Annotated in this window: 19 protein-coding genes; 1 reads left to right on the top strand and 18 read right to left on the bottom strand. The window is 42.2% G+C overall.

All coding sequences use genetic code 11. The annotated features are described in order from the left end of the window. Positions 1–56 precede the first annotated feature (56 nt). Genes NST13_RS02755 through NST13_RS02735 form a run of 5 tightly spaced genes read right to left on the bottom strand, consistent with a single transcriptional unit; the run spans position 57 to position 5,939 of the window. Complete coding sequence (locus tag NST13_RS02755; RefSeq protein WP_342581351.1) at positions 57–1,349, bottom strand: dihydrolipoamide acetyltransferase family protein; 1,293 nt, start codon at positions 1,347–1,349, stop codon at positions 57–59. Positions 1,350–1,364: 15 nt separating this feature from the next. Next, positions 1,365–2,348, bottom strand: coding sequence for an alpha-ketoacid dehydrogenase subunit beta (locus NST13_RS02750; protein WP_342469521.1), 984 nt, complete (start codon positions 2,346–2,348; stop codon positions 1,365–1,367). Between the two features lie 2 nt (positions 2,349–2,350). Then, on the bottom strand, positions 2,351–3,346 hold the full coding sequence (locus tag NST13_RS02745; protein WP_342469522.1) for a thiamine pyrophosphate-dependent dehydrogenase E1 component subunit alpha: 996 nt from the start codon (positions 3,344–3,346) through the stop codon (positions 2,351–2,353). Between the two features lie 29 nt (positions 3,347–3,375). After that, a complete protein-coding gene (gene lpdA / locus NST13_RS02740; RefSeq protein WP_342581350.1) occupies positions 3,376–4,803 on the bottom strand; it encodes a dihydrolipoyl dehydrogenase in 1,428 nt (475 codons plus the stop codon). Positions 4,804–4,838: 35 nt separating this feature from the next. Then, positions 4,839–5,939 carry a Glu/Leu/Phe/Val dehydrogenase dimerization domain-containing protein gene (locus NST13_RS02735; RefSeq protein WP_342581349.1) on the bottom strand — a complete coding sequence of 367 codons (1,101 nt, stop codon included), beginning with the start codon at positions 5,937–5,939 and terminating at the stop codon, positions 4,839–4,841. A 289-nt stretch (positions 5,940–6,228) separates the two neighbouring features. Between NST13_RS02735 and NST13_RS02730 the strand changes: the two genes are divergently transcribed. Next, positions 6,229–6,489 carry a DUF2627 domain-containing protein gene (locus tag NST13_RS02730; RefSeq protein WP_342581348.1) on the top strand — a complete coding sequence of 87 codons (261 nt, stop codon included), beginning with the start codon at positions 6,229–6,231 and terminating at the stop codon, positions 6,487–6,489. A 64-nt stretch (positions 6,490–6,553) separates the two neighbouring features. On the opposite strand, the gene NST13_RS02725 is transcribed toward NST13_RS02730, so the two are convergent. The 13 genes from NST13_RS02725 to NST13_RS02665 all read right to left on the bottom strand — a co-directional run bounded on the left by NST13_RS02725 (position 6,554) and on the right by NST13_RS02665 (position 19,805). Next, a complete protein-coding gene (locus NST13_RS02725; protein WP_342581808.1) occupies positions 6,554–8,119 on the bottom strand; it encodes a FapA family protein in 1,566 nt (521 codons plus the stop codon). Positions 8,120–8,336: 217 nt separating this feature from the next. Next, the gene (gene spo0A, locus NST13_RS02720) at positions 8,337–9,128 is read right to left on the bottom strand and encodes a sporulation transcription factor Spo0A (RefSeq protein ID WP_342469526.1); all 792 of its coding nucleotides are present in this window, start codon (positions 9,126–9,128) and stop codon (positions 8,337–8,339) included. Between the two features lie 268 nt (positions 9,129–9,396). Further along, complete coding sequence (locus tag NST13_RS02715) at positions 9,397–10,347, bottom strand: SpoIVB peptidase S55 domain-containing protein (RefSeq protein ID WP_342581347.1); 951 nt, start codon at positions 10,345–10,347, stop codon at positions 9,397–9,399. A gap of 128 nt (positions 10,348–10,475) precedes the next feature. Beyond that, the gene (gene recN, locus NST13_RS02710; RefSeq protein WP_342581346.1) at positions 10,476–12,194 is read right to left on the bottom strand and encodes a DNA repair protein RecN; all 1,719 of its coding nucleotides are present in this window, start codon (positions 12,192–12,194) and stop codon (positions 10,476–10,478) included. Between the two features lie 15 nt (positions 12,195–12,209). Then, positions 12,210–12,659 carry a transcriptional regulator ArgR gene (gene argR, locus NST13_RS02705; protein WP_342469529.1) on the bottom strand — a complete coding sequence of 150 codons (450 nt, stop codon included), beginning with the start codon at positions 12,657–12,659 and terminating at the stop codon, positions 12,210–12,212. Positions 12,660–12,764: 105 nt separating this feature from the next. Beyond that, positions 12,765–13,583 (bottom strand): TlyA family RNA methyltransferase, encoded by an 819-nt coding sequence (locus tag NST13_RS02700; RefSeq protein WP_342581345.1) that lies wholly within the window; start codon positions 13,581–13,583, stop codon positions 12,765–12,767. Continuing rightward, positions 13,580–15,487: a 1-deoxy-D-xylulose-5-phosphate synthase gene (gene dxs / locus NST13_RS02695; RefSeq protein ID WP_342581344.1), complete on the bottom strand. Its 1,908-nt coding sequence runs from the start codon at positions 15,485–15,487 to the stop codon at positions 13,580–13,582. Before dxs ends, NST13_RS02700 begins: the two co-directional genes overlap by 4 nt. Positions 15,488–15,579: 92 nt before the next feature. Continuing rightward, on the bottom strand, positions 15,580–16,464 hold the full coding sequence (locus NST13_RS02690) for a polyprenyl synthetase family protein (protein ID WP_342581343.1): 885 nt from the start codon (positions 16,462–16,464) through the stop codon (positions 15,580–15,582). Between the two features lie 4 nt (positions 16,465–16,468). Further along, entirely contained in the window at positions 16,469–16,696 is a 228-nt protein-coding gene (locus tag NST13_RS02685; RefSeq protein ID WP_342469533.1) for an exodeoxyribonuclease VII small subunit, read from the bottom strand. Continuing rightward, positions 16,689–18,047: an exodeoxyribonuclease VII large subunit gene (gene xseA / locus NST13_RS02680; protein ID WP_342581342.1), complete on the bottom strand. Its 1,359-nt coding sequence runs from the start codon at positions 18,045–18,047 to the stop codon at positions 16,689–16,691. The genes NST13_RS02685 and xseA overlap by 8 nt, the downstream gene beginning before the upstream one ends. Positions 18,048–18,149: 102 nt before the next feature. Next, positions 18,150–19,004 carry a bifunctional methylenetetrahydrofolate dehydrogenase/methenyltetrahydrofolate cyclohydrolase FolD gene (gene folD, locus NST13_RS02675; protein WP_342581341.1) on the bottom strand — a complete coding sequence of 285 codons (855 nt, stop codon included), beginning with the start codon at positions 19,002–19,004 and terminating at the stop codon, positions 18,150–18,152. 66 nt (positions 19,005–19,070) lie between these two features. Next, complete coding sequence (nusB, locus tag NST13_RS02670) at positions 19,071–19,460, bottom strand: transcription antitermination factor NusB (protein WP_342581340.1); 390 nt, start codon at positions 19,458–19,460, stop codon at positions 19,071–19,073. Between the two features lie 204 nt (positions 19,461–19,664). Then, positions 19,665–19,805, bottom strand: coding sequence for a YfhE family protein (locus tag NST13_RS02665; protein ID WP_342581339.1), 141 nt, complete (start codon positions 19,803–19,805; stop codon positions 19,665–19,667). Positions 19,806–19,818: the final 13 nt, after the last annotated feature.

Here is a 19,818-nt window from a genome sequence, read left to right as displayed (position 1 = left end):
TCCAATAAAGTACAAAAATAAAAGAAAGCCTTGATTTGCAAGGCTTCCAGGAATTATTAATAAACTGTTTTTTCAAAATAATTCGTTTTTTCGAGAATATTTTTTACTCTATTAAGAAATTTGCCACAAACGTATCCATCTAAAATTCGATGGTCGATCGATAAGCATAAATTCACCATATCCCGGATGGCTATCATATTATCGATGATGACCGGCCTTTTTACAATGGCTTCCACTTGCAAAATGGCGGCTTGCGGATAGTTGATAATGCCCATGGATTGGACAGAACCGAAAGACCCTGTATTATTGACCGTAAAAGTTCCGCCTTGGATATGTTCGCTCTTTAATGTGCCATTCCGCACGTGTTGGGATAGTTCATTGATTTCCTTGGCAATTCCTTTGATGGATTTATCGTCCGCATTTTTAATGACCGGCACATAAAGGGCATCTTCAGTTGCAACGGCAATGGAAATATTAATATCCTTCTTCTGGATAATTTTATCTCCGGCCCAAACGGAATTGAGCATCGGAAACTCTTTTAACGCTTGTGCAACGGCATTGACAAAAAAGGCGAAATAAGTAAGATTGAAACCTTCTTTTTCTTTGAATTGCTGCTTGATGGAGTCACGGTACCGGACTAAATTTGTCACGTCCACTTCCATCATCAACCAGGCGTGTGGAATTTCCTGTTTGCTTCTCACCATGTTATTGGCAATGGAGCGTCGAATGGCTGAGACAGGAATTTCCACATCTCCGGCATTCTTTTCAATTTGAATTGGTTTTGATGCCGCTTCCGCTTTGGCCGGAATCGTTTTATGGGACTCTGCAGCTGCCGCTTCCGTTTCCTTTGCGACGGAAAATTGGCTTCCATCTTTCCGGGACTCGATAAACTTGAGTATATCTTTTCTCGTAATGCGGCCGTTTAATCCGGTTCCCGTCACTTGTTCCAAATCAATGTTATATTCGCCCGCCAGTTTCAATACGGCTGGAGAATAACGGTTTTTCTGCTTCGGAATGAGTTCGCCATAATCCGGCTCATTGATTTTCACTTTTGCATCGGAAATCGTCGCATTGTGAATGGCCTGGCTGATGTTTGATTGTTTTTCTTCCACAACTTCAATCGTACAGATGACGGTTCCGACAGGATATGTTTCCCCTTCGTTTCCGATCAGTTCTTTCACAATACCGGTGAATGAGGAAGGCACTTCCGCATTCACTTTATCTGTCAATACTTCCGCCAATGGGTCGTATTTTTTTACAAAATCTCCTGGCTTCACTAGCCATTTTTCAATTGTTCCTTCTGTAACACTTTCCCCCAATTGGGGCATGATGACTTTTTCTACTGACATATGGATTCCCCCCCTTTAAAAAGCGGCCAATTCCCGCATCGCCCGTTCGATTTTTTCAGGACTGATCATGAAATATCTTTCCATGGTTGGTGCATAAGGCATTGCTGGAACATCCGGCCCAGCGAGTCTCATAATAGGTGCATCCAAATCAAATAAACAATGTTCCGCAATGATGGCTGCCACTTCGCTCATGACGCTGCCTTCTTTATTGTCTTCCGTCACAAGGAGCACTTTCCCGGTTCTGGTTGCCGCTTCAATAATCGCTTCCTTATCTAAAGGATAGACAGTCCGCAAATCCAAAAGATGGACGCTGATTCCGTCATCCTGCAGTCGTTCGGCTGCCTGGAGGGCATAATTGACGCAAAGGCCATACGTTATAACGGTAATATCGTCCCCCTCCCTTTTTACATCCGCCTTCCCGATCGGAATCACGTAGTCATCGAGCGGCACTTCCCCTTTAATTAACCGGTAGGCCCGCTTATGTTCAAAGAATAAAACCGGATCTTCATCCCGGATGCTTGCTTTTAGCAATCCTTTTGCGTCATAAGGAGTCGAAGGGATGACAATTTTCAGACCGGGTGTATTGGCAAATAATGCTTCCACAGATTGGGAATGATATAATGCGCCGTGGATCCCTCCACCGTACGGGGCGCGAACGACAATCGGGCAATTCCAATCATTATTGGAACGATAACGGATTTTCGCCGCTTCCGATACAATCTGGTTTACCGCCGGAAGGATGAAATCGGCAAATTGCATTTCCGCAATCGGGCGCATTCCCACCATTGCAGCCCCAATCGCCACACCGGCGATGGCACTCTCAGAAAGGGGAGTATCCAACACCCGCCATTCACCAAATTGTTCGTACAATCCCTGGGTCGCTTTAAACACTCCGCCTTTTTTTCCGACATCTTCGCCCAAAATGAAAACTTTCTCATCTCTTTCCATTTCTTCCTTCATCGCCAAGTGTATCGCTTCAATGAAAGATAATACCGCCATCTTTATTCATCCCCTTCCCAATAAACATATTTCAACGCATGTTCCGGGGGAGCATACGGTGCTTTTTCCGCATATTCTGTGGCATCATTTACAATTTCCATCACCTTGCCGTTCATTTCCTCAAGGGTTTCTTTTGTCGCCACATTGGCATCCACTAAGTATTTCCCGAATAGCAACAATGGATCATTCGCTTTTCCTTGGGCAACTTCTTCACTGGAACGATATTTGTCATCATCATCGGAGGAATGGCTCGTCAAGCGGTAAGTCACCGCTTCAATCAGGCTCGGACCTTCTCCCCGTAACGCCCTGTCCACTGCCTCCTTCATTACTTTATAAACGGCTAAAGGATTTTTTCCATCAACCGATTCTCCATGCATTCCGTAACCGAGGGCCCTGTCAGCCACATTTCCCCCCAACTGCTTATCGATCGGCACTGAAATGGCATATTGATTGTTTTCTACCATTATAATGACAGGCAATTTATGAACGCCGGCAAAGTTGGCTCCTTCATGGAAATCTCCCTGGTTGGTCGAACCTTCTCCCAAGGTCACAAAGGAAACATAATGTTGATTTTGCAATCGACCCGCAAGCGCCACCCCGACTGCATGGGGAACTTGGGTTGCAACCGGCGAGGAACCCGTCAAAATCCGTTTCTTTTTATACCCAAAATGCCCCGGCATCTGTCTGCCGCCTGAATTCGGATCTTCCGCCTTTGCAAAGGCTGACAGCATCAATTCCCTCGGTGTCATGCCAAAGTGCAACACAACCCCCATATCCCGGTAATACGGGGCAATATAATCCCTTGTCGGATCTAATGCAAATGCCGCTCCAACCTGAGCCGCTTCGTGGCCCTGGCAAGAAATGACGAAGGGAATTTTTCCTGCGCGGTTTAATAGCCACATCCGCTCATCCAATCTTCTGGCAAGCAGCATTGTTTCGTACATTTTCAACACATCGCTGTCAGATAAGCCGAGCTCTGCATGATGTAAATCTGTCATTGAAACTCTCCCCTTTCTTAGAACACAAGTTAAAAGTGAATCGCTTTCCCATCCACCGCTAAGGCCGCTTCATATAAAACTTCACTTAAGGATGGATGCGGGTGAATCGTTTCCCCCATCTCCCATGGAGTTGCGTCTAACAAGAATGCCAATGAGGCTTCCGAAATCAAATTCGTCACTTGAGGTCCAATCATGTGCACGCCAAGCAAATCATCCGTTTGGCTGTCGGCAATGATTTTCACAAACCCTTCTGTTTCCCCATGAACAACAGCCTTTCCGATCCCTTTGAACGGAAAAGTCCCTATCTTCACATCGTAATCCATTGATTTTGCCTCTTCTTCCGTCAATCCAATGCTTGCGACTTCCGGGAAGGAATAGACACAGCGTGGAATGTTTCGATAATTCACCGTTTTCTTCTTCCCATTGGCGATATGTTCCACCGCTGCAAGCGCCTCGCTCGTGGCGACATGGGCAAGCTGCGCGCCACCAATACAATCCCCTATTGCGTAAATATGCTTTTCTTTTGTCTGATAAACATCGTTGACTTTGATGAAGGAAGATTCAATTTCAATTTCCGTATTTTCAATCCCCAGATTATCAATATTTCCCATCCGGCCGATTGAAATTAACATTTTCTCTCCTTCGTATTGCTTTTCTTCGCCATTTACTTTCGCTTTCAGCTTTACGGCCTTTTCATTCCTTTCAATTGTTGAAGGGAGTACCTCCGCATTCGTCACGATCTTAATGCCTCGTTTCTCCAGCTGCTTCGTCATTTCCCTCGATATGGAAACATCTTCTTGAGGCAAAATGCGTTCCCCATATTCCAACACTGTGACGTCCACGCCAAAATCGTTCAAACAGGATGCCCATTCAATGCCGATGACGCCACCACCAACAATGAGGAAAGATTTTGGAAGATGTTCTATTTCCAGCATTTGATTGGAATTCAACACGGACTTGCCGTCAAATTCAATTCCTTGGAAAGGACGCGGCTTGGCTCCGGTTGCAAGGATGATATGTTTCGGCAATAACATTTCGTTTTCTGAGCCATCATTCATTTCTACAGAGACCGTCCCTCCTGCCATAGGAGAAAAAATGGATGGCCCCAATAGCCTCGCTGTTCCGTAATAACAATCGATTTTCCCCTTTTTCATCAACCCTTTGATTCCTTGATGCAGCTGCTCCACAACTTTTCTTTTCCGATCATGCAACTGCTGAAGATTGAAATGGATGTTTGAAATTTCCACTCCAAATTGACTTGCATTTTTCGCTTCCCGAAACATTTCCGCACTTCGTAAGAAAGTTTTTGTCGGGATACATCCTTTATGAAGGCATGTTCCTCCAAGATTTTCTTTTTCCACAACGGCCGTCTTTAAACCAAGCTGGGCCGCCCTTATCGCTGCGACATATCCCCCAGTTCCTCCACCGATAACGACTAAATCATATTCTCGAGCCAATGCCATCCCTCCAATGAAAATTCATGAGTAATAGATTAAGATTGTCTTTTGCTTAAAATGTTTTTCTCTCTTTGCATAAATTGCTTTCTTGACTTAAATACGCTGCTGATGCGTTCTTCCGCCAGGCGGTTGGCGGCCAAATAAGTCGGGATGTTCTCCTCCTTCGACATTCTAAAAATTTTCGTCAGCGAATCATAGATCATTTCCACCCTTTTCATCGCCCGTTCCCTGTTATAACCGTATAATTCATCCGCAACATTGATGACACCACCGGCATTGATGACATAATCAGGAGCATAAACGATGCCCTTCTCATGGAGAATTTGGCCATGTCGGGATTCTTTCAGCTGATTGTTGGCTGAACCGGCAATGACTTTCGCTTTCAATTGCGGAATGGTTTCGTCGTTGATGATGGCCCCAAGAGCGCATGGGGAGAAGATATCCACCTCTTGTTTATAGATGTCTTCCGGTTCCACCGCTTCCGCACCAAATTCATCGACCGCCCGTTTCACCCGATCTTGATTGATATCTGTCACAATCAACTTTGCCCCTTCTTCATGTAAGTGCTTACATAAGTGATAAGCAACATTCCCCAAGCCTTGCACAGCGATGCGCTTTCCTCTCAAACTATCATCACCGAATGCTTCCTTCGCACTGGCTTTCATTCCTAAATAGACACCGTAAGCAGTTACAGGGGAAGGGTTTCCGGATGAACCATAAGTCGGTGAAATCCCAGTAACGTAGTCGGTTTCTTCATAAATGAGATCCATATCCTCCACCGTTGTTCCTACATCTTCCGCTGTAATATAGCGGCCGTTCAAACTTTGAATAAAACGGCCCAAAGCACGGAACATTTCTTCGTTTTTATCCTTTGCCGGATCCCCGATGATGACCGTTTTTCCGCCGCCAAGATTCAAGCCGCTGATCGCATTTTTATATGTCATGCCTCTTGCAAGGCGCAAAGCATCTTCAATCGCTTCTTCTTCTGATTTGTAAGGCCACATGCGTGCCCCGCCCAAAGCAGGACCCAATGTTGTATCATGTATGGCTATGATCGCTTTCAATCCTGAATTTTTATCATGGCAAAAAATCAATTGTTCATAATCGTATTTTTCCATGTACTTGAAGATTTCCATCGTTTTTCCCTCCTAATCGGAAATGAATGAATTCTCTCACTTAATTAAAAATTTTCTATTTAAAAACACTATTTTACTTTACAATACTTTTTATTTTTACATTTATCAACTAGAAACATTGAGAAAACTTGAATTCCCAATTTTCTGATTTTTCATTCTTTTCGAAAAAATATATTATTAATATAATTTATATGAAAGTATTCCCTGAAATATTGGCATTTCTTTGTCGAATCTTGACATGTTTTTTTTACAATGTACAATTGAATTAATTGCGAAGGAGGTAAATGGCATGGCCCGAATAATTGCATTTATCGTATTACTGATCCCCGCATTGATTGCCGGCGCCGGAATCAAATTTATGAGGGATACGCTGTACGGGAATTTAATTTCCCCTTTTCCGTGGCTATGGCTTCAATTTTTGACAGGGCTTATTTTCAGCATCATAGGAATCGGCTTTTTCGCCGGCTATTTATTGCATAGAGATCGAAAAAGAGGAAGAGTGGCCCCAAGGTTTCAAAAAAATGGGGATACAAAGGAAATGAAACAATGAAATATTTATTATAGAAATTATAGAAAAAAGCGTTCAATGAAAGGATCATCCTTCAATGAACGCTTTATACATTCAGTTCGCCCAATTCCAGGACAAACCGCCCTTTTGTCAAATTCGTTAACAATGATGATTTATTGCCGATTTGAATAAAAGTACCCGGATACGCTTCTTTCCTTACAATAATTTCCCCTTTGCCCATCGACTTCAGGTTTTCCATCAGTTCCTGGATTTCATGATCAATTTGGATCATCTGCTGCTTCTTGTCTTCCAACACTTCTTTCAATTCCTTGACGGATTGTAATTGGGCCGGGTTCATTCTGTCCCTGAGCGCCGAAAGCTTTTCGACTTTTTCCGATAACTTTAAAATTTCTTCCTGCATCGATTTTAATAATGCCGCTTTTTGTTGGATGGTTTTATAGCCTTCTTGACGGTCGAGTGACTGTATGATCAACTCGGTACGCCGTTCAACCCGGTTTCCGGATATGGCCGTCACAATTTTGTTCCGCGCAATCGCTTTTCCTCCAATAATTTTCCCTTTGCGTTCGTCCAATAAAATTGAATCCGCTTGCAAAAAAGAGTTCAACGAATAAAACCCGATGACAATTTCCTTCTTTGCAAATAAATTGGCTTCATTGACATGCTTGACGTAGATGCTGCCACCCGCTTTTACCGTCGTTTGGCCTAAGCCGAAGATGCCTCCTTTGATATAAATATCTCCCTCTCGCGATTGGATGAGTTTTGCCCCCGTCACTCCTTCCAACCCCTCAATGGAAATGTCTCCGGTGGCAATGACCGTAAAACCTTTTTGGATGGTGCCGGAAATGGTGATCGAACCGTCAAAATCGATATTTCCCGTTTCCAATCCCACATCCCCATTGATCGGCAAATGATTATTAATAATCAATATGCCTTGCCTTTCTTCAACGACACCTTTGCTTAAAGCGCGAATGACGATCTTTCCGTCTTCTTCCCTTTCGTAAGCCGACTTTCGATCATATTTCAATGGCTTGTCCATTCCCGGTGGAGCAGGAACTTCTTCGCCAAAAATATTTTTCCCGTCAATGCCGGGTTTTGGTGGAATTTTTTCCCCCAACCAATCATTTTCATTGATTTCAAAAATGAAATTCATATCAAAGTAATCGGCCCGCCCATCTTCACGGATTACCGGTTTCCTCTCGGGCAGTTGCAAATAGGTCACCTTGGCATCTTCGCCTTTGATCGGCGCCGTCCCTTCAGCCACAACTGTCGGTTTCCCGATTCTTATTGTATGTATATCAACCGGCTTGATCCCGTGAACGATTTTCTTTTTTTCCAATAAGTCATTCAGTTCCTTATAAAAAAGAACTTCATTTTCCAATATTGTTGATTCGTGCACTATCAGTTGGGCCGTCATTTTATCTTTCGAAACATCGATTTCCAACGGAGGCAGCCAAAGGCCAATTTCGACCGGTACCGGAGTTTCTTCTTCCAGAGCATTCTTTAAATTTACAAAATTTGTTAGTTTTAGACGATTAATGGCCCGAACAATTTCATCAAGTTCTTTCAGCGGGAATCCTTTTTTAAACGTTTTTATGAACACTTTTTCATTTTCCAAAATTAGTTCGAAATAATCATTGGAAAAAATTCGCACCAATATTCACCTCTATTCCTTGATTCTAGTATAATATAAATTTCTCATTTTTTCTTTATTATCCTTTGAAAAATAAAAAGTCACCCCATAAAGAGGTGACCCGTTAAAAAGGAATGATTCTATTATATAAATATAAAAAATTTACTATAAATCCGTACATTGAAAATCTTTCTTTAGTCGGATGCAAAGACATCCAAAACCTTGATCAAAACTTTCGTTATGACGCCACAAGCTCAATGCGGATTTTGTCCGCAATCATGGCGATGAATTCGCTGTTCGTCGGTTTTGATTTCAAATGATGCACTGTGTATCCGAACATTTGTGAAATCGATTCGTAATTTCCTCGGTTCCATGCCACTTCAATTGCATGGCGGATTGCCCTCTCCACCCGGGAAGGTGTAGTGCCAAACTTCTTCGCAATTTCAGGATACAAAATTTTTGTCACAGAACCGAGCAAATCTATATCGTGATATACCATTTGAATGGCTTCCCTCAAATATGCATACCCCTTGATATGTGCAGGAACTCCAATTTCCTTGATAATGGATGTGATGGTTGTATCCAATTGACGCTGATTGACTTTACTGCTTGTTTCAGGCTGCAGTACGCTATGTCTTTTGATGGATTCCCTTTTTTGACCTGCACAATGCATAATTTTCTGAACAAGTTGATCAAATTCGAACGGTTTTAACATGAAGTAGGAAGCTCCGTATGTAACGGCCTGTTTCATCACATCTTCTTGTCCAAATGCCGTCAACATGATGACTTGTGTATCACGGAAACGATCGTCCTTATGCATCTCCTGAAGCACGCCCAACCCATCCAAATGAGGCATGATGATATCCAGCAACAATATATCCGGTTTGCATTCTTCTAACATATTCAGACACAATTTTCCATTAGAAGCAGTAGCAACTATTTCAATATCCGAATGATTTTCGAAGTATTGTTCCATTGTTTTCACTAAATCTCGATTATCATCGGCAATTGCCACTTTAATTTTTGACATTGAACCAATTCCCCCTTAATAACCTTTTCCCAAAAACCATTTTCCATTTTATATTACAATAAATATGTCATAGTTTTCGTTTACTTGACAATATTCTTTTCGACATTTTTTTAGAAAAACCTTTCATATCAAGAAAAATAAGCATGTGGTCGTAATGTTTCAATTGGATTTGACAAATTCTGAGCCAAGTAAAATTATCGAAATACAATTTATTAATTAAAAAATCAAAAAAAGACTACACCGACTCCATCGGTATAGTCTTTTCATATCAGTCCGGCTTCTTTTTTAACATTTCAGATAGGGTGATGGCCGCACCACGGTCCGGTTGTTCGACAAACATATGCGTTACAGCGCCGACAAATTTGCCTTTCTGTATAATCGGGCTTCCGCTCATTCCTTGTAGAATGCCGCCGGTTTTTGATAACAGTTTCTCGTCCGTTATTTTAAATTGCAAAAAGTTGTCTTCGATTTTCACGATTTCAATTGCAAATGATTCGACTTTTGAACCTTCAATGGCCGTAAGAAGTTCCGCCTTCCCCAATTGAATTTCATCATCATGCATAATTTCAATCGGTTTACGCATATTTTGTTTTATGTCAGATTCCCAATGTCCAAAAATGCCGTATATGTCATTGGAGGAAATATCCCCCAACCGGATATCATCCGTATTGATGACAGATATTTTATATCCGGGATTCCCGGGACTGGACTTTTTTATTTGCTCAATGGAGGCTAAAAAAATAGAACCATCTGTAAATTCAGGTGGTCTGTTTAAAACCCCGTCAATGATTTGATGCCCCAATGCCCCATATTCTTTCGACTCGGGATCCAAAAAGGTCAATGTGCCAATGCCGTCCGTTTCATCCTTTAAAAAGGGGAGAATATTATTGGCCTGTTCATTGGTCAACGTAATGCTTCTTTTTTGATTCGACCCTTTTTCAATGGAAAGAGTGATTTCCCCTTCTGTAAACGATTCCTTCAACTCTTCGATGGAATCAACCTGCTTTCCATTGACTTCCGTTATCATATCCCCTTTTTTCAACCATTGACCATTCGGTAACAATACATCATGAGCGACATATATAAAAGGCAGCTCCAACTGAATTCCGATCGATTCGCCCATCGGTATCAATTTTTTCGCTTCGGCTACAGCAGAAGGTGATAAAAGGGCGATGATGAGCACAAGATACGCCAGCAAATTACGCAAACGGCATTTCATAATCCACCTCCTAAAATGTTTGTAACATTACTATGTGTAGCTGCCCTTTTAATAATGTGAGGTAAATATTTGTCGCATAGGTACTTTCAAAATTTGCAAATGCAGCATTCCCGCTTTTTTCGTCATTTTCAGGTGGATATTGGATTTTTTGATGCGGATTTACGGATTTCGTTTTTCTTTTCATTGGCCAATTTTAATAATTCCCGGGCATGTTGGAGGGTCAATTCGGTAATCTCTGCGCCGCTCATCATGCGGCTGATTTCTTCCACCCGTTTTTCATCTTCAATTTTTTTGACCGTTGTATAGGTCCGGTTTTTTTCCACTTGTTTCAATATTAAATAATGTTGGTCCGCCATTGCGGCGACTTGTGGCAAATGGGAAATACATAAAACTTGGGAATTCAATGAGATATTTGAAATTTTTTCAGCGATCGCTTGTGCTACCCGACCGCTCACACCAGTATCCACTTCATCAAAAATGATGGATGTAATTTGGGATTTCGACGAAAAAATGGTTTTTAATGCAAGCATGATTCTTGACAGCTCGCCGCCAGAAGCAATTTTTGGCAAAGATTTCGGCGGTTCGCCAACATTGGTGGATATATAGAATGATATATAGTCTTTCCCATTACTGTCGAAATTATTTAAACGCTCAAACTGAACGATAAATTTTGCCTTCTCCATATGTAAATCCCGAAGTTCGTTCATGATGGCTTCACTTAATGTGGCCGCACATTTTTTTCGCACTTTCGTCAATTCATCGCATAAATGTTCCAATTCCGCTTCCATTTTTCTCAACTGCTGCTCTTTTTGCTGGATGGCTTCATCCCGATTCAAAAGGGTGTTTAATTCTTCCTTAATTTTCTCATAATATGTAATAATCTCTTCCACTGTGCTTCCATATTTTCTTTTCAGCATTTGATATTGGGCAAGCCGCGATTCCACTTCATTCAAACGCTCGGGATCAAATTCGAGCTCGTCGATGATATTTTTGATTTGGTAAGAAGCGTCTTGGAGCGAATAAAAGGAAGAGGATACAGCTTCAAAGGAATCATTGAATTGCTCGTCCAGCGGAACAATATCTTCCAATGCCCCCATCGCTTCACCGATGCAATCCAGTCCTTTCATTTCGCCTGAAATCGCTTCATAAGCTTGGACGGCATGTTCGTAAATTTTATGGAAGTTTTGCAATCGCTTTCGTTCTTCGAGCAATTCTTCTTCTTCCTTGACGGACAATTTGGCCTCTTCTAATTCCTGGATTTGGAATTGATATAAATCGATGCGTTGGGCGATTTGCTGTTCATTGATATTGATTGCATCCACTTCTCTTTTTAATGACCGGTATTTATCATACATTTGCTGATATTTTTGTTTGATCGGCCGCAATTGTTTTTCTGCAAATTGATCGAGCAAATCAATATGGCGCTTCTCGTCCATCAATTCCTGGTTTTCATGTTGGCCATGAATATCCACCAAAGTGGAACCGATCTCCCGCAAAACGGATAGAGGCACAAGTTTTCCGTTCACCCGGCAGATGCTTTTTCCATTTTCATTAATATCCCGACGCAAAATGATTATCCCGTCCTCTTGATCAATGCCCGCTTCCATCAATTTATCAAATGCGGGATGCCGGTCTGCTACAAAGAAGAGTCCCGTCAATTCCGCTTTCTTTGCGCCATGGCGGACAAATTCCTGGCTTGCCCGGCCGCCGCAGAGCAAATGGACGGCATCGATGATGATCGATTTCCCCGCACCTGTTTCACCAGTCAAGACTGTCAGCCCATTTTCGAAATTTACGGATAGTTCTTCGATAATGGCGAAATTTCGTATATTCAGCTCTTTTAACAAACGGACCACCTCGAATTACAGTAAATCTAAAATTCGTTTTTTAATTATTTCCCGATAACCCGTTTCCCGCACAATGATCAAAATCGTGTCATCCCCGGATAGTGTGCCCAATACTTCAGGCCATTCCAAATGATCGATCAATACTGCGACAGCATTCCCATTTCCCGGAAGTGTTTTCAGCATTAAAAAATGGTCCACTCCATCAATGCTGACAAAAGAGTCTGTCAGCGCTCTTTGCAGTTTTTGCAGCGGGTTGAAACGTTGATCTGCAGGTAAACTGTATTTATAACGTCCGTCCGGAAGTGGAACCTTCACCAAATGAAGTTCTTTAATATCTCTTGAAACCGTTGCCTGAGTCACATTGAAACCTGCTTCCTTTAAAGCGGCCACCAGTTCATCCTGTGTTTCGATTTCATTATTCGCAATGATTTCCCGAATTTTCATATGCCTTTGACCTTTACTCATGTATAGCACCTCTTAATGAATATAAATGTATATTTATACTATCATTATAAGTTATTATTCATCAAGTAAAAATAGGGAATGACCTTTGCCATTCCCTGATTTTTCTTAATCAAGTTCTTGATGGGCCGATTCCACAACCTTCTTAAAATCGGTAAATGGAGTCGCTTCCTGTCCTTCCTGTGGTTTATGCAGATGGAATAAAAATTCAATATTTCCTTCCCCACCGGTAATCGGAGAGTAGGTCGCATTTTTTACAATAAAACCGACCTCCGTTGCCATCTTCGCCGTGTTTTCCAACACTTCCAGATGGGTTTTCGGATCGCGGACAATCCCTTTCTTGCCCACTTTTTCTTTGCCTGCCTCAAATTGCGGTTTTACAAGGGCCACCACATCCCCATTTGGAATCAGAATATTAAATAAAACCGGCAAGATGAGTGAAAGGGAAATAAAGGATACGTCAATTGTCGCAAATTCCGGCAATCCTTTTGTAAAATCCTCAGGCTTGGAATAACGGAAATTCGTTTTTTCCATCACAGTGACCCGTTCATCCTTGCGCAACTTCCAAGCCAACTGATTGGAACCGACATCCAACGCATAGCAATGTTTTGCCCCGTTTTGGAGGGCACAGTCGGTAAAGCCGCCGGTGGAAGCGCCGATGTCCAACACCAATTTCCCTTCCACGTTTAAATCGAATTCCTTTAAAGCTTTCTCCAATTTTAATCCGCCGCGGCTTACGTATTTTAACTGTTCACCTTTGACTTCCAACGGCGCATCCACCGGGATTTTTTCCCCCGGCTTATCGATCCGCACTTCTTTTGAATAAACAATGCCCGCCATAATTGCCCTTTTTGCTTTTTCCCGGGTTTCAAACAATCCCCGTTCCACGAGCAGAACATCCGCCCGTTCTTTCGGCGTTTTCGTCATACGGTTTTTTTACCTAATCGTTTTTGATTTTTCACTAATGATTCAATGCGGGCAATTGTTTCTTCTTTCGTGATGTGCAATTCTTCCAACAATAAATCTACACTGCCGTGATCGACAAAACGATCCGGAATGCCCATCCGTTCGATTTCAATATGGTTATATTTATTGTCGCTGGCGAATTCCAAAATGGCGCTTCCAAAACCGCCTTTTAATACCCCTTCTTCAATGGTCAAGATTGGCATATTTTTGCTCATGATTTCATGCAACATTTCATCGTCCAACGGCTTAATGAAACGGGCATTGACCACTTTTACATGGATATTCCGTTTCGCAAGTTCCTCTGCCGCCTCCATTGCCATTGGAATCGTCGTACCGAAAGTTAAGATCACCGCATCTTTTCCATCTCTGAGCACTTCCCATGTACCGATTGGAATCGAGTGCAGTTCTTCATCGAGCGGCACTCCAAGACCATTTCCGCGAGGGTAGCGAAGTACAATCGGACCGTCGTTATATTCAGCCGCCGTTTTGACCATATGTTGTCCTTCATTTTCATCTTTCGGCATCATGATGACCAAATTCGGGATGTGGCGCAGGAAGGCAATATCAAAGACCCCTTGATGGGTATCCCCGTCCGCACCGACAAGCCCGGCACGGTCAATGCCGATGAAAACGTTCAATTTTTGTCTCGCAATATCGTGCAGAACTTGATCATAAGCCCGTTGCAAGAAAGTTGAATAAATCGCCAAAAACGGTTTCATATTTTGCGTTGCCAGTCCTGCCGCCATTGTTGCGGCATGCTGTTCCGCAATCCCTACATCGAAGAATCGTTCAGGGAAATCTTTTTGTATGCCTTCCATTTTTGAACCCACTGGCATTGCAGGTGTAATGGCAACAATCCGCTTATCCTCTTTCATTAATTTCCGGACCGTTTCGGAAACCAAGCTGGACCAGGAAGGACCTTTTGCATTGTTTTTTACAAAAGCTCCGGTTTCAATTTTATAAGGACCTGTACCATGCCAAGTACCAATCCGGTCTTCTTCCGCAGGTTTATATCCTTTTCCTTTTTTTGTCACCACATGGACGAGAACCGGACGATCTTCCACTTTTTTTGCATACTCCAACGTTTTTTCCAAAGCGTCGAAGTCGTGGCCATCAATCGGTCCTAAATATTTAAAGCCCATTTCCTCAAAGAATACGCCGGAAATCACCAAATATTTTAAGCTGTCTTTCACGCGGTCAGCAGCTTGGGCCAGTTTTCCTCCAAACACCGGCACCCGTTTCATCAATGATTCCAATTCTTCTTTCGCTTTGGAATATTCCTTCGCCGTTCTCAGGCGGCCCAAAATATTGTGCAATGCACCTACATTGGGCGCGATGGACATTTCATTGTCATTCAGAATGACGATCATTCTTCTTTTTTCATGTCCAATATGGTTCAATGCCTCAAGCGCCATCCCGCCAGTCAAAGCACCGTCGCCGATGATCGGTACAATATAATTATTTTCCTTTTTTATATCCCGTGCGATGGCCATCCCCATTGCCGCGGAGAGGGAAGTGGAGCTATGGCCCGTTTCCCATTCATCGTGGACGCTTTCCGCCCGTTTCGGGAAACCGCTCAACCCTTTATATTGACGAAGGGTATCAAATTGACCGGCACGCCCTGTCAATATTTTGTGCACATAAGCCTGGTGCCCCACATCCCATAAAAATTTATCAAAAGGACTGTTAAAAGAACGATGCAAAGCAATGGTCAATTCTACAACACCTAAATTTGGTCCAATATGTCCACCGGTTTTTGAGCATTTTTCGATTAAAAAATCCCGGATATCTTGGGCAAGTTCTTCCAATTGCTGTTTATTCAGCTTTTTTAAAAAGGATGGACCGGTAATTTTCGTTAAATCCATCTCTCACACACCTTTTCTTCAGTTTATTCACTTTGGAAGTTTCCATCATTATAGCAAGGCAAATTCACAGGCAAAAGCAAATTGAATTTCTTCTAATTATTCCGTGAAACAATATAATTTGCGAATTCTTTAAGTAGAGTCGTATCTTCTGATAGGTTGTCCAAAGCCTTCAATGCGGACTGATAATGTTCCTGCAATTTCTGTTTCGCACCTTCCAATGTTAGCAATGCCGGATATGTGCTTTTGTTGCTTTCCTCATCCTTTCCGGCCGTTTTTCCCAACTGTTCGGATGTGCCTTCCACATCAAGAATATCATCCTGAATCTGGAAGGCGAGGCCGATATGATGTGCATATTCTATTAACGCTTTTCTCGCATCCATTGTTGCATCGGACAACACCGCTCCCGATTCGATGCTGAATCTCAGAATGGCACCCGTTTTATTCCGATGGACGTGTTCAAGTTCCGATAATTTCAGTCGGCGGTTCTCCCCGTCCATATCCAAAACTTGTCCACCCACCATGCCTTCCGCACCGCTTGCAATGCTTAATAAATTGATCAGTTCCACCTTTTTCTCGGGAGAAACATTTTCCATCCGCGCCAAAACGCCAAATGCCAGCGTATTTAATGCATCTCCTGCTAGAGTGGCCATAGCTTCGCCAAATACGACATGATTTGTCGGTTTGCCGCGTCTTAATTCATCATTATCCATGCTTGGAAGATCGTCATGGATCAGGGAATATGTATGAATCATTTCCACGGCTGCCCCGACCGTATAGACTTCCTTCTGTTTGTTCTGAAACATTTCGGAAACCGCTACGACAAACAGGGGACGTATTCTTTTTCCTCCCGCTTTTAATGAGTATAACATAGAATCTTTCAAAGCTTGCGGTGCTTCGAGCCGCTCCACTTGATAGACGATCTCGCGGTTAATATTCTCCAGATGTTCATTGATAAAATCTTTTAATCGATTGCTCATCAGATTATTCCTCTCCATTTGTTGGTTCGAAAGGCTTTTTGTCACCGTTTTCATTCACAATTGAAATCAATTGTTCCTCCGCATTTTGCAATTTTTCATGACAAAATTTCGATAACTCCATGCCCTTTTTGTATAAATCAATCGCTTCTTCCAAAGGCACATCTCCCTGTTCTAATTTTCGCACAATCTCTTCTAATTCAGTCATTGCCTCAGCAAAAGTCTGTTTAGTCATTATTTTCACCAACTTTTTTTCGAATTTCCATCACTTTGGCTTCCACGAACCCGTCATGGAATTGAATTGAAACATGATCTTCCATCTTTACTTGAGAGATCGATTTAACGACCCTTCCGTCTTTGTATGTTACGCTAAACCCTCTCTCCATAATTGTCAATGGATTTAAAGCCTGAAGGGTTCTAACCGTAAATAAGAAATTGTCCTTTTTCCGGTTCAATACTTGAAAAACCGTCCGGGTCAGTATATTGGAAAGCTGTTCCACCTGCTTTTTATAATAGACGATGGAATTTTGCGGTGAATGGACTTTTAGCGCGCCTTCCATCTGGGATAATTCATTTTTCTTTTTCATCAAATACATTTGGCTGGCCCTTTGCAAATTCAGATCCGCCTGAATCAGCCGTTCCGTAAATGGCCGATATAATCTCTCCGGATGGGATAAAGGATAGGATTGTTGCAACTTCGTCAGCCGGTTCCGCTCATAAACGACTCTGCTTCTGACAATTTGATGCATTTGGGATTGATAGCTCAAAATCCTTTGATACAGCTCTTGAATGTTCGGAACAGCCAGCTCCGCAGCGGCTGTTGGTGTCGGGGCACGAAGATCCGCCACATAATCCGCAATCGTCGTATCCGTTTCATGGCCGACCGCACTGATGATCGGAATCCGGCTTTCAAAAATGGCCCTGGCGACAATCTCCTCATTAAAGGCCCATAAATCTTCGATGGAACCTCCACCACGGCCGACAATCAAAATATCCGCAAATCCATGGCTGTTCGCCAGCTGAATATTCTTCGCAATGGATTCCGCCGCACCAATCCCCTGAACGAGGGTTGGATAAATGATGATTTCCGCCAGGGGATATCTTCTTTTGATCGTTGTACAAATATCGCGTATCGCTGCTCCCGATGTGGCTGTACAAACTCCGATGGTCTTTGGGAATTTCGGAATCGGCTGTTTGAATTTCGGGTCAAACAACCCTTCTTTATATAGTTTTTCTTTTAATTGGTTAAAGGCGATGAAAAGGCTTCCAATACCATCCGGTTCCATCGATTGCACGTACAATTGATAGGAACCCTGGGCTTCGTAAACATTGACATCTCCGCGTATAAACACTTGCATGCCATCTTCCGGTTTAAACTTTAATAGACTTGCCTGGGAACGAAACATGAGCGCGTTGATCCGTGCGGCATCATCTTTCAGCGTAAAATAAATATGTCCGGATGGATGTATTTTGACATTCGATAATTCGCCTTTCACATAAACATCCCGCAAATGCGGATCTGCATCGAATTTTCTTTTGATATATTTCGTTAAAGCTTTCACCGTCAAATAGGAAGATGGCATCAAGAATCTCTCCTCTGTCCAGCTGTTATAGTACAAACAATGCAACCATTAGAAAAGCTGTTTTCCTAGAAAAACAGCTTCACATTTATTGTACCTGTTTCGTCGTTATTTGTCGCCTAATGTTTTTTCAGCTGATTTTACAGTATTATACAATAACATTGTAATGGTCATTGGCCCTACTCCGCCAGGTACAGGCGTGATATAGGAACAAATCGGTTCCACCGCTTCAAAATCCACATCTCCAACCAATTTGTTGTTTTCATCGCGGTTGATTCCCACGTCGATCACCACTGCCCCTGGTTTCACATGGTCTTTCGTAATAAATTTTGGACGGCCGACAGCGGCAACCAAAATGTCCGCTTGTTTTGTTATAGAAGGCAAGTCTTTCGTTTTTGAATGGGTATAAGTAACCGTTGCATCTTTTTGCAAAAGCAATTGTCCCATCGGTTTGCCGACGATGTGGCTGCGTCCGACAACCACCGCATGTTTTCCGGCAATATCAATTCCTGAATATTCTAACAGCTTCATTACCCCAAAAGGCGTGCATGGCAAGAAAGTGTCTTGTCCCAACATCATTTTCCCAACACTGATCGGTGAAAAACCGTCCACATCCTTTTCCGGTGAAATTGCGGCGATGACATTGTCTTCATTGATATGTTTTGGCAATGGCAATTGCACTAAAATCCCGTGGATATCTTGACGTTCATTTAATGCATGGATTTTTTCCAACAATTCATCTTCCGTTGTACTTTCAGGCAATTTAATGACTTCAGAATAAATGCCGATCGCTTCACAAGAACGGTGTTTGTTGCGGACATAAGTTTGGGATGCAGGGTCTTCGCCGACCAAAATCACTGCCAATCCTGGTGTTACTCCCTTCTCTTTCAACTGAGACACCTGTTCTGCAATCTCTTTACGTATTTTTTCTCCGATTTCTTTCCCGTTGATTAGTTGAGCCATTCTATTTTCCTCCCCAAAATCGATATATGCTTTCGTCATTTCAGCAAGAAAATTTTTATGTTTATCTCATGATTGTTCTACAAATTTAGAGAGCACACCATTGACAAATTTGCTTGATTTTTCTTCCCCAAAGGTTTTCGCAAGTTCAATGGCTTCATCCAGCACAACCGCTGGAGGTGTTTCATCCATATATAACAATTCAAATAATGCCATCCGTAAAACGGTCCGTTCGATTTTTGGCAAACGATATAACGACCAATTCTCCAATTTTTCCTTCAGCTTTTCATCAAGTTCTCGCAGATTTTCATGAACCCCAAAAACCAGCTTTTTGAAAAAAGGATCCAATTCCTGATTTTCTTCAAAAACATGGCTGATGGCTTCTTCCAATGTCAAATCCGTATTATCCAATTGAAATAAAACTTGCAACGCTTTCTCACGAATTTCGTGCCGCTTCATAAAATAACTCCTTTATTTCTAACATTCGTACATATTATAACTATTGTTTGCAAAAAATACATTAGCAAATCGTAATTTCTTATAAATACAACATTTTCTATTATAACATTACTTCAAAAAAAGGGCTCAACAGGTTTTGAAATTTTATTATTTGGAAGTTTAAAGCTCCATCCGTCTCTAACGACAAATGGAGCTTCATCAACATTACATATTGATTTTGTTTTCATTTTCTATATTTTTCGCCGTCTCTTTTGCCTGTTTAAAATCCCTTCTGTAAAGCACTTCCTGGGTTTTCGTCAGCCCGTTGTTTTTCTCGGTGAGTCTTTCATGGATCGGTTTTTTCATCGTCTCTCTCTCC

This window comes from Ureibacillus sp. FSL W7-1570 (assembly GCF_038593265.1).
GTDB classification, from domain to species: domain Bacteria; phylum Bacillota; class Bacilli; order Bacillales_A; family Planococcaceae; genus Ureibacillus; species Ureibacillus suwonensis.
This window is presented reverse-complemented; position numbering and strand designations above follow the sequence as displayed.

Excerpts from the sequence above, each read along its gene's own strand:
- NST13_RS02750 (WP_342469521.1), bottom strand. The coding sequence starts at position 2,348 with ATGGCGGTATTATCTTTCATTGAAGCGATACACTTGGCGATGAAGGAA.
- dxs (WP_342581344.1), bottom strand. The coding sequence starts at position 15,487 with ATGGATTTAACGAAAATTACCGGTCCATCCTTTTTAAAAAAGCTGAAT.
- NST13_RS02745 (WP_342469522.1), bottom strand. The coding sequence starts at position 3,346 with ATGACAGATTTACATCATGCAGAGCTCGGCTTATCTGACAGCGATGTG.
- nusB (WP_342581340.1), bottom strand. The coding sequence starts at position 19,460 with ATGAAGCGGCACGAAATTCGTGAGAAAGCGTTGCAAGTTTTATTTCAA.
- NST13_RS02665 (WP_342581339.1), bottom strand. The coding sequence starts at position 19,805 with ATGAAAAAACCGATCCATGAAAGACTCACCGAGAAAAACAACGGGCTG.
- NST13_RS02715 (WP_342581347.1), bottom strand. The coding sequence starts at position 10,347 with ATGAAATGCCGTTTGCGTAATTTGCTGGCGTATCTTGTGCTCATCATC.
- NST13_RS02755 (WP_342581351.1), bottom strand. The coding sequence starts at position 1,349 with ATGTCAGTAGAAAAAGTCATCATGCCCCAATTGGGGGAAAGTGTTACA.
- NST13_RS02690 (WP_342581343.1), bottom strand. The coding sequence starts at position 16,464 with ATGAGCAATCGATTAAAAGATTTTATCAATGAACATCTGGAGAATATT.
- NST13_RS02730 (WP_342581348.1), top strand. The coding sequence starts at position 6,229 with ATGGCCCGAATAATTGCATTTATCGTATTACTGATCCCCGCATTGATT.
- NST13_RS02685 (WP_342469533.1), bottom strand. The coding sequence starts at position 16,696 with ATGACTAAACAGACTTTTGCTGAGGCAATGACTGAATTAGAAGAGATT.
- NST13_RS02700 (WP_342581345.1), bottom strand. The coding sequence starts at position 13,583 with ATGACGAAAACGCCGAAAGAACGGGCGGATGTTCTGCTCGTGGAACGG.
- NST13_RS02735 (WP_342581349.1), bottom strand. The coding sequence starts at position 5,939 with ATGGAAATCTTCAAGTACATGGAAAAATACGATTATGAACAATTGATT.
- folD (WP_342581341.1), bottom strand. The coding sequence starts at position 19,004 with ATGGCTCAACTAATCAACGGGAAAGAAATCGGAGAAAAAATACGTAAA.
- spo0A (WP_342469526.1), bottom strand. The coding sequence starts at position 9,128 with ATGTCAAAAATTAAAGTGGCAATTGCCGATGATAATCGAGATTTAGTG.
- argR (WP_342469529.1), bottom strand. The coding sequence starts at position 12,659 with ATGAGTAAAGGTCAAAGGCATATGAAAATTCGGGAAATCATTGCGAAT.